At 64.2% G+C, this 13,406-nt stretch carries 9 protein-coding genes and 1 tRNA gene; 4 read left to right on the top strand and 6 right to left on the bottom strand.

The window, feature by feature from the left end; all coding sequences use genetic code 11:
* The first annotated feature begins 150 nt into the window (after positions 1-150).
* On the top strand, positions 151-1,440 hold the full coding sequence (gene eno, locus J7347_RS04070; protein ID WP_067682287.1) for a phosphopyruvate hydratase: 1,290 nt from the start codon (positions 151-153) through the stop codon (positions 1,438-1,440).
* A 30-nt stretch (positions 1,441-1,470) separates the two neighbouring features.
* Here the strand turns inward: eno and ribH are convergent, their stop codons facing one another.
* The 3 genes from ribH to J7347_RS04055 form a co-directional block, all read right to left on the bottom strand.
* A complete protein-coding gene (gene ribH / locus J7347_RS04065; protein ID WP_067682284.1) occupies positions 1,471-1,893 on the bottom strand; it encodes a 6,7-dimethyl-8-ribityllumazine synthase in 423 nt (140 codons plus the stop codon).
* A 4-nt stretch (positions 1,894-1,897) separates the two neighbouring features.
* On the bottom strand, positions 1,898-3,142 hold the full coding sequence (gene ribB / locus J7347_RS04060) for a 3,4-dihydroxy-2-butanone-4-phosphate synthase (RefSeq protein WP_067682281.1): 1,245 nt from the start codon (positions 3,140-3,142) through the stop codon (positions 1,898-1,900).
* Between the two features lie 107 nt (positions 3,143-3,249).
* Positions 3,250-3,870: a TetR/AcrR family transcriptional regulator gene (locus J7347_RS04055; protein ID WP_209160920.1), complete on the bottom strand. Its 621-nt coding sequence runs from the start codon at positions 3,868-3,870 to the stop codon at positions 3,250-3,252.
* Positions 3,871-4,007: 137 nt separating this feature from the next.
* Here J7347_RS04055 and J7347_RS04050 point away from each other — a divergent pair, with 137 nt between their 5' ends.
* Genes J7347_RS04050 through J7347_RS04040 form a run of 3 tightly spaced genes read left to right on the top strand, consistent with a single transcriptional unit; the run spans position 4,008 to position 9,898 of the window.
* Positions 4,008-5,186, top strand: coding sequence for an efflux RND transporter periplasmic adaptor subunit (locus J7347_RS04050; RefSeq protein WP_209160919.1), 1,179 nt, complete (start codon positions 4,008-4,010; stop codon positions 5,184-5,186).
* 3 nt (positions 5,187-5,189) lie between these two features.
* Positions 5,190-8,462, top strand: coding sequence for an efflux RND transporter permease subunit (locus J7347_RS04045; protein ID WP_209160918.1), 3,273 nt, complete (start codon positions 5,190-5,192; stop codon positions 8,460-8,462).
* Positions 8,459-9,898 carry an efflux transporter outer membrane subunit gene (locus J7347_RS04040; protein WP_209160917.1) on the top strand — a complete coding sequence of 480 codons (1,440 nt, stop codon included), beginning with the start codon at positions 8,459-8,461 and terminating at the stop codon, positions 9,896-9,898. The genes J7347_RS04045 and J7347_RS04040 overlap by 4 nt, the downstream gene beginning before the upstream one ends.
* 50 nt (positions 9,899-9,948) lie before the next feature.
* Here J7347_RS04040 and J7347_RS04035 read toward each other — a convergent pair.
* From J7347_RS04035 to mrdA, 3 genes are all read right to left on the bottom strand, one after another.
* Positions 9,949-10,024: transfer RNA gene (locus tag J7347_RS04035), tRNA-Lys, on the bottom strand.
* A gap of 120 nt (positions 10,025-10,144) precedes the next feature.
* A complete protein-coding gene (rodA, locus tag J7347_RS04030; protein ID WP_245173782.1) occupies positions 10,145-11,260 on the bottom strand; it encodes a rod shape-determining protein RodA in 1,116 nt (371 codons plus the stop codon).
* Positions 11,257-13,398 (bottom strand): penicillin-binding protein 2, encoded by a 2,142-nt coding sequence (gene mrdA / locus J7347_RS04025; RefSeq protein ID WP_209160916.1) that lies wholly within the window; start codon positions 13,396-13,398, stop codon positions 11,257-11,259. The genes rodA and mrdA overlap by 4 nt, the downstream gene beginning before the upstream one ends.
* Positions 13,399-13,406 lie beyond the last annotated feature (8 nt).

Genomic DNA, 13,406 nt, shown 5'->3' with positions numbered 1-13,406 from the left:
GTCCTTGCCTTTTCTGCGGTCTCTAATTCGAAGCGAATCCGAAGCACGTTCATGCCCGGTCTATGTTGTTGCAACGCAACTTGCGCGGCAATGTTCCGACGCATAGAGGAACCGCGTTCGAACCATTCCCCTACACGGAGCCGCCAAGCCATGACCGCGATCATCGATCTGCACGCCCGCGAAATTCTCGACAGTCGCGGCAATCCGACAGTGGAGGTCGACGTTCTGCTCGAAGATGGTAGCTTCGGGCGCGCCGCCGTCCCCTCGGGCGCATCGACCGGCGCGCACGAAGCGGTGGAACTGCGCGATGGCGACAAGGATCGCTATCTCGGCAAGGGCGTCCTCAAATCGATCGAGGCGGTGAACACCGAATTGCGCGATCTGTTGATCGACGCTTTCGACGCCGAGGACCAGCGCGATATCGATCAGGCGATGATCGATCTGGACGGCACCGACAATAAGGGCCGCATCGGCGCGAACGGCATTCTGGGTGTCAGCATGGCAGTCGCCAAGGCGGCGGCGAATGCACGCGGCCTGCCGCTCTATTCCTATATCGGCGGCGTCTCCGCCCATGTCCTGCCGGTACCGATGATGAACATCATCAATGGCGGCGAACATGCCGACAATCCGATCGACATCCAGGAATTCATGGTCATGCCGGTGGGCGCGGGCAGCCTTGCCGAAGCGGTGCGCTGGGGCGCGGAAATCTTCCACACGTTGAAGAAGGGCCTCTCGCAGAAGGGGCTGGCGACGGCCGTGGGCGACGAAGGCGGGTTCGCTCCCGATCTGGCCAGCACGCGCGCCGCGCTCGATTTCATCATGGATTCGATCGGCCAGGCCGGATTTACGCCGGGTGAGGATGTGGTGCTTGCGCTCGATTGCGCCTCGACCGAGTTCTATCGTGACGGCAAATACGAGATTTCGGGCGAAGGGCTTTCGCTCGATGGCGAAGGCATGGCCGAATATCTCGACAAATTGTGCCGCGATTACCCGATCCGCTCGATCGAGGACGGGATGGCGGAAGACGATTTCGCCGGTTGGAAGGCGCTAACCGATCGGATCGGCAACACCATCCAGCTCGTCGGCGACGATCTGTTCGTGACCAATCCAACCCGTCTGCGCGACGGGATCGGCCAGGGACTCGCCAATTCGCTGCTGGTAAAGGTCAACCAGATCGGCACGCTGAGCGAGACGATGCAAGCCGTCGATATCGCCCACCGCGCCGGTTACACCGCCGTGATGAGCCATCGTTCGGGCGAGACCGAGGACGCGACCATCGCCGATCTCGCGGTCGCGACCAATTGCGGGCAGATCAAGACCGGCTCGCTCGCGCGTTCGGACCGGCTCGCGAAATACAATCAGCTCATCCGCATCGAGGAAGAACTGGGCGACAGCGCGGTCTATGCCGGTGCGGACTGTTTCGGACGGCTGCGCGACTGAGCCGGCGCTTAGCCGCAGCGCCTTCCGGCGCTAGGCGGCGAAACGTTCCGACAAAGCGAGGAGGGCGAGCGCGGCCTTCGCCGCCTCGCCGCCCTTGTCCTTCTGCGCTGGATCGGCACGGACGAGCGCCTGCTCTTCGTTTTCGACTGTCAGAATGCCGTTGCCGATGGCGATCCCATCCATCGTCAGCGCCATGATCCCGCGCGCGCTTTCGCCCGCGACGATCTCGAAATGGTAGGTTTCGCCCCGGATCACGACGCCGATTGCGACGTAGCCGTCATACCGACCGCTCTCGGTCGCCAAAGAGATGGCGCCGGGGATTTCGAGGGCACCGGGGACGGTCAGAACCTCGACTTCGTGTCCGTCCGCCTCGAGCGCCGAGCGCGCACCGGCGATCAGCTGATCGTTGAGATGGTCGTAGAAGCGCGCTTCGACGATGAGGAAACGGGCCATGGGCTTACTCCGGAATTTTGTGGTGGCCGACGATATTGAGGCCATAGCCTTCGATCGCGACGAGGTTGGGGGTCGAATTGGTCAGCAGGATCATCTCGTTGACGTCGAGATCGGCTAGGATCTGCGAACCGATTCCAACATTGCGATATTCCTCGCTTTCGCCACCGGCGACCGGGGGAGGGGGCTGGGTGATGATCACGATGATGCCCGAGCCATGTTCGCCCACGGCTTCCATCGCGCGCTGCAAAGTGCGCTTGCGCGGGCCGGGCTGGCCGAGCAGATCGTCGAACAGCGAGATCGGATGCACGCGCGCCAGCGTGGGCTCGCCTTCGATCACATGGCCTTTCTGCAGCACGTAGCTTTCGGTCCCGTCCACCGTGTTGCGATAGGTCAGGAGCCGCCACTGGCCGCCGTAATCGGACGTGAAGCTGCGTTCGCCCGTCCGCTCGACCAGATGATCCTTGCGCATCCGGTATTCGATCAGGTCGCGGATCGTCCCGATCTTGAGTTCGTGCTTGCGCGCGAAGGCCATAAGATCGTCGAGCCGGGCCATGGTCCCGTCTTCGTTCATGATCTCGCAGATCACGCCTGAAGGATTGAGGCCGGCAAGGCGCGAGATGTCGACGGCCGCTTCGGTATGCCCGGCGCGCACCAGCACGCCGCCGTCGCGCGCTGTCAGGGGGAAGACATGACCCGGCTTGACGATGTCCGCAGGGCCCTTGCCCGCATCGATGGCGACCGAGACGGTGCGCGCCCGATCGGCCGCGCTGATGCCGGTGGTGACACCCTCCTTCGCTTCGATCGAAGTGGTGAAGGCGGTCTGCATGCTCTCGCGGTTGTCGCGGCTCATCGGTTCGAGGCCGAGCGCGTCGACGCGCTTGCGATCGAGCGCGAGACAGATCAGCCCGCGGCCATGCGTCGCCATGAAATTGATCGCAACCGGCGTGGCCATCTGGGCGGGGATGATCAGATCGCCCTCGTTCTCGCGGTCCTCATCATCGACGAGGATATACATCCGGCCATTGCGCGCTTCCTCGATGATCTCCTCCGCGCCGACGAGAACGGGCGTCTCGTCATTGTCGGAAAGGAAGGCGGCGAGCTTGCGCAGGGTTTCGGAGGTTGGGTTCCAATCCTCCTCGGTGCAGTCGCGAAGTGTGTTCGCGTGCAGACCTGCGGCCCGCGCCAGACCGGCCTTGCTCATGCCGCCATCGTTTACGAGGCGCCGGACTTGGGAAATGATGTCGCTCATGCCGCGCCTTAATCACACGGGAATGTGATTGTAAAGCGCAGCCTCACAGAGGGATGTGCAGGAGAGCCTTCAGTCGGGGTGGATAAACCTTATGGATTCGTATGGGCTCAGCGGGACTCGCCCAGTCCCGCACCCGCAATGAAGAAATCCGTTCGAGCCTTCAAACGTTCCGGGCTTCGCGAAATTCCGAGGCCGTGGCTGATCGCTTCGGAATGAACGTCGCTGACGAACTGGCCCATGAAGAGCTCGGCAAGCAGTTCGGGTGTGCCGTTCATCGCCACGCCTTCATGCTGCCAAGTGCGAAAGACATGCTCCAGCGCCGCTCGCGTGCGCGTGGCAGTCCGCTCGAAGAAGCGGCGGGCGAATTCGCGGTCGCTCATGCTGCGTGCGATCACGATACGCACCAGGGCGACCGTTTCGGCATCGAGGAAATGCGCGTCGAAGGCGCCGGCGATCCGATGAAGGATGGCCGCGCGGTCGCCTCCCGCTTCCATTGCCTCGCGCACGATTTCATCGCCGGAGGAGGCGTGTTCGAAGACCGCCGCTTCGAGCAGGCCGTCCTTGTTGCCGAAGAGTTTATAGACCGTCGCCAGCGAGCCGCCGGCACGCTCCACGATGTCGCCGAGCGTGGCGTTCTCGTACCCCCGCTCGACGAAGAGGGTTCGCGCCGCTTCGATGATCGCGCGGCGGCGGCGATCGAGGCGGCAGCATTCGGATACGCTCATCATGCGAATACGCTCATAATTCGATTGGGCCTCTAGCAAAGCGGGTTGCGGGGCAAGTGTGTAATGCTTATTACACCTTCGCACCTGCACAATGAACAGGGTCCGAACCTGTTTCCCGATTCGTTCGAAAGAGTGTCCGTATGAAGACCATTCTCGCCGGCCTGGCCGCCTGTCTCCTGCTCGGCGCGTGCTCCGGAAACGAAGCGCCGCCCGAACCGCAGCCAGTGCCCGTCCGCATCGTGACTGTGGCGAGCCAGGCGGTGCCCAATGTCATCGAATTGCCCGGCAGGGTCGAGCCTGTACGCGTCGCCGAAGTGCGCGCGCGTGTCACCGGGATCGTCCAGCAGCGCTTGTACGAAGAAGGGACGGACGTTCGCGCCGGACAGCCGCTGTTCCGCATCGATCCGCGCGAATTGCGCGCCAGCTATGCCCAGACGCAGGCCGCCCTGCAGCGCGCCCAGGCGACAGCCGCCAATGCTCGCGCGGTGGTCGAACGCTATCGCCCGCTGGTGGAAGAAAATGCGATCAGCGGTCAGGAATATGACGCGGCGCTGGCCGCTTCGCGCGAGGCGCAGGCCAATGTCGCGCAGATCCGCGCCCAGTTGGAAGCATCCTCGTTGCAGCTGGGATACACCACCGTGCGTGCGCCGATCGGCGGCCGGGTGGGCCGCGCACAAGTCACCGAAGGCGCACTGGTCAGCCAGGCGGAAGGCACACTGATGACGCGGATCGAGCAGATTTCGCCCGTCTATGTCAGCTTCGCCCAGGCCGCGAGCGAGGTGATCCGCATCCGCCGCGCCATTGCCGCAGGGGAAATCGATCTGGACGAAAACGATCGGGTCGAAGTGCGGCTGACCTTCAGCGACGGCACCGAATATCCGGTTTCGGGCTTTATCGATTTCCTCGCCTATTCCGTCGATCAGGAAACCGGCACGGTCGAATTGCGCGCCGAATTTCCCAATCCGCAGAATTTGCTGCTTCCGGGCGAATTCGTCCGCGCCCGGATTTTCGCAGGTCAGGTGCAGAACGGTCTGACCGTGCCGCAAAGGGCCGTCTCCCTGACGGAAACGGGCGGAACCGTGTTCGTGGTCGATCGCGAGGGCAAGGCTGCCGTCCGGCCGGTGGAACTGGGTGCGATGGTCGAGGGGCGCTGGATCGTCGAAAGCGGCATCCGCGCAGGCGATCGGGTGATCGTCAGCAATCTCCAGAAGCTCCGCCCGGGCGCTCCGGTAAAGGTAGTGGACGGGCCGACCGGGCGCTCTCCGGCGAAACGGACCGCGCAACCGCCCCGGTCTGCGAGCACCGGCGGAGCGGAGTAAATCATGGCCCGCTTCTTCATCGACAGGCCGATCTTCGCCTGGGTGGTTTCGCTCGGCATCCTGCTCGCAGGAATTATCGCTCTGCGCGCGCTTCCCATCGAACAATATCCCGAAGTCGCTCCGCCTTCCCTGGCGATCAACGTCGTCTATCCCGGCGCCGACGCCGAGACGCTTGAGCAGAACGTCACTCAGGTGATCGAGCAGCAGCTCAACGGGGTCGAAGGCTTCCTCTACATGGCCTCGTCCAGCGCTTCCAACGGTACGGCGACCATTACGCTGACCTTCGAGGCAGGGACCGATATCGACATCGCGCAGACCGAGGTTCAGAACCGCCTCAGCACGGTCGAAGCGCGACTGCCCGAAGAGGTCCGCAGGCAGGGCATCACCGTGCGCCAGGCCAATGCCGGCTTCCTGATGATCGTGGCGCTGACGTCGCAGAGCGGCGCGCTCGACACCACCGATCTCGGCAATATCGCCGCCACCCAGGTCGTGGATGAATTGCGCCGCGTTGCCGGGGTGGGCGATGTCACGCTGTTCGGATCGCAATATGCCATGCGCATCTGGCTCGATCCCGATGCGCTGGCGTCCTACAATCTTTCGCCCGGCGCGGTGCTTGCCGCAATCCGCGAACAGAACGCGCAGACCGCAGGCGGTTCGATCGGGGCACAGCCGATCGCGGACGGACAGCAGATAACCGCCACCATCACGACGGACGGGCGCTTCACCAGCGTCGAGGAGTTCGAGAACATCATCCTGCGCGCCAGCACCGGCGCGGCGGTTGTGCGATTGGGCGAAGTGGCGCGGGTCGAGATCGGCGCACAGACCTACGCAACCTCGACCACGCTCAATGGCAAGCCCATGGCGGGCATGGCGGTCCAGCTCGCCACCGGGGCCAACGCTCTGGCCACGGCGGAAGGCGTAAAGGCGCGGATGGCGGAATTGTCGTCCGGCCTGCCGGGGGATGTCGCCTGGTCGATCCCTTACGACACGACGCCCTTCGTCCAGGCTTCGGTCGAAGAAGTGGTCAAGACGCTGGTCGAAGCGATGGTGCTCGTCTTCCTCGTCATGTTCCTGTTCCTCCAGAACTGGCGCGCCACTCTGATCCCCACGCTCGTCGTTCCGATCGCGCTAGCGGGTGCCTGTCTTGGCCTCTGGCTGTTCGGTTTTTCGATCAATGTCCTCTCGCTGTTCGGCATGGTGCTGGCGATCGGCATTCTGGTCGACGATGCGATCGTGGTGATCGAGAATGTAGAGCGGATCATGCGCGAAGAAGGGCTGCCCCCGCTCGCAGCCACGCGAAAGGCGATGGGCCAGATCAGCGGCGCGATCATCGGCATTACGCTGGTCTTGATCGCGGTGTTCGTGCCGATGGCCTTCTTCCCCGGATCGACGGGCGGAATCTATCGCCAGTTCTCGGTCACGCTGGCGATCTCGATCTTCTTTTCCGCCTTCCTCGCTCTGTCGCTGACGCCTGCTTTGTGCGCGACCTTCCTGAAGCCGATCGAGCAGGGCCATGACCACACCGACGATCCCGTGACAGACGAAGCGGCCGAGGCTCAACCGGGCTGGCGCGGGAAATTGGCGCGCGCTCGCGGCGCGGTCGCTCGCTTCTTCGGGCGCTTCAATCGCTGGTTCGCACGGATGCAGGAGAAATACGGCCGCGCCAACGACCGTATCCTGTCGCGCCCGTGGCGGGCCTTCGCAGTGTTCCTGGCGCTCGGCCTCGTCACCGTCCTGTTGTTCGCTCGGCTCCCTTCCGCCTTCCTTCCGACCGAGGATCAGGGCTATCTGATCACTGCCGTCCAGGCGCCTCCCGGTGCCACGCAGGAGCGGACCGACGAGGCGTTGGAGCCGATCGAGGACTGGTGGCTGGCACGCGATGAGGTCGAAAACCTCGTCGTTGTGCGCGGCTTCAGCTTCTTCGGACAGGGCCAAAACAACGCTCTGATGTTCGCATCCTTCAAGCCCTGGGACGAGCGGACCGCCGAAGGCAGTGCCGCCGGCGAGATCCTGGGCCAGGCGATGGGCGTGTTCAGCCAGATCGAAGGCGCGATCGCCTTCGTGATCCAACCCCCCGCGATCCAGTCGCTGGGTCAGGCGAGCGGCTTTAACCTGAAACTGCAGGATCGCGGCGGCGTCGGGCGCGAAGCTCTGACGGCGGCCCGCGACCAATTGCTTGGCATGGCATCGCAGAGCCCGCTGATCGCCAATTTGCGGCCCGAAGATCAAGGGCCGAGCCCCGAAGTATCGATCGATATCGATCGCGTGCAGGCACGGGCGCTGGGCCTGTCCCTGACGGACGTCAACGCCGCGCTCTCGATCGCTTTCGGGTCCGCCTATGCCAACGACTTCAACCGCGAAGGGCGCGTGTTGCAGGTGCTCGTGCAGGCGGATGCGCCGTATCGCATGACGCCCGACGATGTGCTGGCGCTGCGCATCCCCAATGCGCAGGGAGAGCTGGTGCCGTTCAGTGCCTTTGCCAGCGCCGAATGGTCCGCCGCGCCCGCCAGTCTGGCGCGCTATAATGGCTATCCCGCCATGACTCTGTCCGGGATGGCCGCTCCGGGCGAAAGTTCGGGCGCTGCGTTGGCCGAGATGGAACAGCTCGCCAGCCAGTTGCCGCCGGGCATCGGCTATGAATGGACCGGCATCTCCTACGAGGAAAAGCAGGCCGGAGGCCAGATCGGGCTCCTGCTCGCTTTGTCTGTTGTGGTCGTGTTCCTGGTGCTCGCTGCGCTTTACGAAAGCTGGGCCGTGCCGCTGGCCGTGCTGCTGATCGTGCCGATGGGCGTGCTGGGCGCGGTCGTTTTCTCGATGCTGCGCGGCCTGTCTGCGGACGTCTATTTCAATGTCGGGCTGATCACCATCATCGGCCTCGCCGCCAAGAATGCCATCCTGATCGTCGAATTCGCGATCGAGGAAGAGGATCGGGGCCTCAGGCGTATCGACGCTGTGAAGGCCGCCGCGCGCCTGCGTCTGCGCCCGATCATCATGACCTCGCTCGCTTTCACCATGGGCATGGTCCCGCTCGTCCTCGCCAGCGGGGCAGGCGCTGCCAGCCGGATCGCCGTCGGCACGGGCGTGGCAGGGGGCATGATCGCGGCGACCGTGCTCGGCATCTTCCTGATCCCGATGCTCTATCTGCTGGTGCGCCGGAATATCAGCCGCAAGCAGCCCTCGGCAGCCGGCCATATCGAAGAGGAGGAAATGCGCCCCTCCGCTGGCGCAGAGGCTGATGCCGAACGTTCCGCTCCCGAAGGAGACACCGCGCGATGATCCGCTCCAACAAGACCATCGCGGCGCTCGCGCTGGCATCCACCGGACTCGCCGGATGCGCCAGCATGGCGCCCGAGCATGTCCGCCCGCACGCCGCGACCGCGCCTGCCTTCGATCCGGACTATCGCCCCGATGGCGAGGTCGTGGCATCGCAGCTTTCCTATCGGGACTGGTTCCCCGATCCGCGCCTGACCGCGCTGATCGCCAGCGCGCTGGAGAACAATCGCGACCTCCTCGCCGCCACGGCGCGGATCGAGCAGGCGCGGGCGCGCTATCGCATTCAGGACAGCCGCGAATTGCCCAGCGTGGTGGCGAGCGGTGGGGCGACCCGCACGCGACAGCCGCTCGGCGTCAATCCCGCCCTCGATACCGGCGATGTGGAAGGCGCCCCGGCCTCGGTCACTTTCAATCGTTTCGAAGTGGGCGTCGGCGTCAGCAGTTTCGAACTCGATTTCTGGGGCCGGGTCGCCAGCCTGTCGCAAGCCGCGCGGGCCGAATATCTCGCCACCGTCGCCGCTCAGCGCGCGTTCTATCTCTCCCTGATCGCGGACACGGCGACGACCTATTTCGAGATCGTCGAAACCGAAGAGCAGATCGCGCTGGCCCAGGCGACCGCCGAAAGTCGGCGAGAGGGGCTCAGGATCGCCCGGCTTCGCCTCGACAACGGCGTGACCTCCGCGCTACCCTACCGCCAGGCCGAGACGCTGTTGACCCAGGCCGAACAGCAGGTGGCGAGCGAGAAGCTGGTACTGGCTCGCTTGCGCAACCAGCTTGCCGTGCTTGTAGGCGGGACCGTTCCTGAAGCCCTTCCCGAAGGTCTAGCGCTGGCTGCGCAGGGCGATGACCGCCGCCTCGCCGCAGGATTGCCGTCCGACCTGTTGCTGGTGCGCCCCGATATCGTTGCAGCCGAAGAGCAGTTGCGTTCCGCCCGCGCGAATATCGGCGCTGCGCGTGCGGCGTTCTTTCCCACCATCTCGCTGACCGGTAATGCCGGCCTGTCGTCCGGCAGCCTGGATGGACTGTTTTCGGGCGATAGCCTGGGCTGGAGCTTCGGCCCCAGCATCTCGCTCCCGATCTTCGACTGGGGCGGGCGCGAGGCCAGTCTGGACCTCGCACAGGCGCTGGAGGTGGAACAGGTCGCGAATTACGATCGCACCGTGCAAACCGCTTTTCGCGAGGTATCGGACGCACTGGCCGGACGGGAATATCTCGCCGAGCAACTCGATACGCTGCGCCGGGCCGTGACTGCGCAAGAGCGGATCGCCCGCATCGCCCGGCTACGTTACCGCGAAGGCGTGGGAAGCTACCTCGAAGTCCTCGATGCCGAGCGCAATCTTTTCAGCGCGCAGCAGCAATTGCTCACCACGCAACGCGCCTGGCTCCAAAACCGCGCGACCCTGTTCGTGGCGCTCGGCGGCGGTTTCCCGCAGTCATAGCGAACGATCTGCGTTCGAAAAGATCGGTCGAATGATGTGATGAGAGAAGGTGGTGGACGCACTAGGGCTCGAACCTAGGACCCGCTGATTAAGAGTCAGCTGCTCTACCAACTGAGCTATGCGTCCACTGCAGACCATCCGGCTGCGATCCCCGAGTCGGGGAGGCGCTCATATAGCCGGGATTTCTCCGATGAAAAGGGGCTGCGGGCCGGTTTTGCGAAAAAGATCGCATTCGCAGCGCCGCATTCAGCCCAGCATTCCCTTGCGGCCCTGCTGCCGGTTCCAGCGATAGACCATCATCAGCGTGCCGATGCAGATCATGTTGGTCAGCATCGATGACCCGCCATGGCTCATGAAGGGCAGGGGAATGCCGACGACGGGCGCAAGGCCCATCACCATCATCAGGTTGATCGCGACGTAGAAGAAGATCGTCGCCCCCATGCCTGCCGCCAGAAGCTTGGCGAACCGGTCGTTGGAATTGCGTGCGACCGACAGCGCCCAAAACAGGATCAGCGCGAAGCAGCCGATTACCACGACGCCGCCGATGAAACCCCATTCCTCGGCCATGGTAGCGAAGATGAAATCGGTGTGCGGCTCGGGCAGATAGTGGAGGTGGCTCTGCGTGCCTTCGTTGAAGCCCTTGCCACTGAAACCGCCCGAACCGATCGCGATCTTGGACTGGGTGATGTGATAGCCATCGCCCAAAGGATCGTTCTCGGGATCGAGGAAGGTGAAGACGCGGCGCTGCTGATAAGGCTGGAGCCCGAAGAAAAAGGCGAGCGGGGCGATCACGGCTGCGGCGGCCCCTGCCATCAGGAACCAGCGTAGCGGCAGTCCGGCCAGGAACATCACCACGCCCCCTCCGAACGCGATGGCGAGCGAGGTGCCGAGATCGGGCTGGGCAAGCACGAGCATGATCGGCAGTCCAATGAGGATCCCGGCCGGTGCGATAGCGCGCCAGGTGCCGATCATTCCGACCGGAAGATCGCCATAAAAGCGCGCCAGCACCAGCACGAGCGCGGGTTTCATCAGCTCGGACGGCTGCAACTGCATGAAGCCGAGATTGAGCCACCTCTGGCTGCCTCCACCGACGAACCCGATCGCTTCCACGATCACCAGCAGGATCAGTACCAGCACATAGACCGGATAGGCGGCGAGTTTCACGATATCGGGCGGGAACAGCGACATGACGATCGCCATCACCAGAAACACGCCGAAGCGCACCAGATGCGATCCTGCGTAAGGGTCGAGCGAGCCACCCGCGGCGGAATAGAGCACCAGCCCGCCGAACCCGATCAGGATGAAGAGCGGGAACAGCATCATCCAGGGCTGGCGTGCGACGGGTGTGGGTATCACACTCATTGCGGGCGCGGCGAACCGGCTGTGGCAGGAGCGGGCGTGGGCGCATCGCTCGCCGCGGGCTGCGGAGCGGCAGGCGTGCCGGGCGCGGCGACCGAATCGGGAGGAGGCGTGTTGCTGCTGGGATTGGCCTCGTCACGCGGCGTGATCGGCGTATTCGCGATCTCTTCGCTCTGGCGCGCGGCGACGCGTGCTTCGGCTTCGACGAGGTCGAAAATCTCTTCATCGCGGCTCGGCGCGGGCGGCACGGCTTCGCCGGCGGCGGTGGCATAGGCGATGTATTTGCGGGTCAGCCGCTCCTGCGCGGTACCGCCCCATTGTTCTTCCAGAGCGCGCAGAGCGTCCATCCCCTTCTGCGGATCGAACATGAAGGTCATCACGTCGCGCGCGATCGGATAGGCTGCGCCGGACCCGCCGCCATGCTCGATCACGACTGCGCCCGCATATTTCGGTTTGTCGAAGGGGGCGAAGAATACGAACAGGCCGTGGTCGCGATATTTCCACGGGCCGGATTTACCGTCCGACTTGCTGAGCGAAACCACCTGCGCCGTGCCGGTCTTGCCCGCCATCAAAATGTCGTCGAACGGCAAGCGCCCGCGCCCGGCGGTGCCGGGGCCGTTGACGACGTCGCTCATCGCCTGGCGGACATAGGCGACGTGATCTTTGGGGAAATCGATCTGGTCGGCTCCGGTGCTCTTGTTCGAGCGGGTGAGGCGCGGATTGAGGTGGCGACCGGTCGCGAGACGCGCCGTCATCACGGCGAGCTGGAGCGGATTTGCAAGGTAATAGCCCTGTCCGATCGAGGCATTGGCCGTGTCGTAGGCCTGCCATTCTCGATCGTATTTTTCTTCCAGCCATGAAGGCGAAGGCACGGTACCGTAGAACTGGCTGATGACAGGCAGATCGAACTGCTTGCCCATGCCGATCGACTTGGCAAAATCGGCCACCTTGTCGAAGCCGACTTCCAGCGCCATGCGATAGAAATAGCTGTCGCAGGATTGGTAGATGCCCTTGGCCATGTCGACCTGGCCGTGATTGCCCCAGCAATTGAAGAAGCGATTGCCGATCCGAACGCCGCCCCCGCAGGTGATGGTGCGGTTGGGATCGATTCCGGCCTTCAGGAAGGCCATGCAATGCATCGGCTTGACGGTGGACCCGGGCGGATAGAGGCCTTTCAGCACCTTGTTGCGCAGCGGAACGCGATCGTCGTCGCGCAGCATGGCGTATTCCACGCGCCCGATCCCTTGCGAAAAGCTGTTGGGATCGAAGCTCGGCATGGAGGACATGCACAGGATGTCGCCGTTCTCGCAATCCATGACGACGCACGATCCGCTTTCAAGCCCGATGCGGCGCGCGGCATAATCCTGCAACGGCCCATCGATGGTGAGGCGGATGGGATCGCCCTGAATATCTTCGCGCGTTTCCAATTCCTGCACGATGCGGCCGGACGCGGTCACTTCGACCCGTCGCGCTCCGGGTACGCCGCGCAGATCCTGCTCGAACTGGCGCTCCAGCGCGTCCTTCCCGATCTTGAATCCGGGCGTGATGAGGAGGGGGTTGCCCTCTTCCTCGTATTCCTCGGCATTGGCGGGGCCGACATAGCCGATCAGATGGCCGACAGCCGGGCCGGTCGGATAATGGCGGGAAAAGCCCCGCTGGGGGACAACGCCGGGCAGGTCGGGCAAGCGCACGCTGACGGCGGCGAAATCCTCGTAATCGAGGCCGCTCGCGATCTCGACGGGCTGGAATCCGGCGGCGTCCTCCACGCGCTTCGTCACGTCGGCCATGGCCGCTTCGTCGAGGCGCAGGATGCGGCCCAGCGCGCTCAGCGTACCGGAGGCATCCACCAGCTGGTCGGGGATGACATCGACCCGGAAATCCGCGCGGTTGGAGGCGAGGGGCGCACCGTTGCGATCGAGGATCCACCCGCGGCGCGGCGGGATCAGCGACAGATTGACGCGGTTGCTCTCGCTTTCGAGCTCGTACCGCTCGTTCTCCGCAATCGCGATATAGCCCATGCGTGCGGCGAGCAGCGTGCCAATCCCGCCCATCGCCCCGGCGACCAGGAAGCTGCGTCGCTTGAACGCATTGTCCAGCATCGAAGCGGTGGTGGGCTGTCCCTTGCGCGATCCGAGTTTCATACCGCCGC

The sequence above is a fragment of the Erythrobacter sp. A6_0 genome, assembly GCF_017744235.1.
In the GTDB taxonomy this organism is placed as follows: Bacteria; Pseudomonadota; Alphaproteobacteria; order Sphingomonadales; family Sphingomonadaceae; genus Qipengyuania.
Note: the sequence above shows the minus strand (reverse complement) of the source record. Positions and strands in the feature narration are given on the sequence as shown.

Excerpts from the sequence above, each read along its gene's own strand:
- eno (WP_067682287.1), top strand. The coding sequence starts at position 151 with ATGACCGCGATCATCGATCTGCACGCCCGCGAAATTCTCGACAGTCGC.
- ribH (WP_067682284.1), bottom strand. The coding sequence starts at position 1,893 with ATGGCCCGTTTCCTCATCGTCGAAGCGCGCTTCTACGACCATCTCAAC.
- ribB (WP_067682281.1), bottom strand. The coding sequence starts at position 3,142 with ATGAGCGACATCATTTCCCAAGTCCGGCGCCTCGTAAACGATGGCGGC.
- J7347_RS04055 (WP_209160920.1), bottom strand. The coding sequence starts at position 3,870 with ATGATGAGCGTATCCGAATGCTGCCGCCTCGATCGCCGCCGCCGCGCG.
- J7347_RS04050 (WP_209160919.1), top strand. The coding sequence starts at position 4,008 with ATGAAGACCATTCTCGCCGGCCTGGCCGCCTGTCTCCTGCTCGGCGCG.
- J7347_RS04045 (WP_209160918.1), top strand. The coding sequence starts at position 5,190 with ATGGCCCGCTTCTTCATCGACAGGCCGATCTTCGCCTGGGTGGTTTCG.
- J7347_RS04040 (WP_209160917.1), top strand. The coding sequence starts at position 8,459 with ATGATCCGCTCCAACAAGACCATCGCGGCGCTCGCGCTGGCATCCACC.
- rodA (WP_245173782.1), bottom strand. The coding sequence starts at position 11,260 with ATGAGTGTGATACCCACACCCGTCGCACGCCAGCCCTGGATGATGCTG.
- mrdA (WP_209160916.1), bottom strand. The coding sequence starts at position 13,398 with ATGAAACTCGGATCGCGCAAGGGACAGCCCACCACCGCTTCGATGCTG.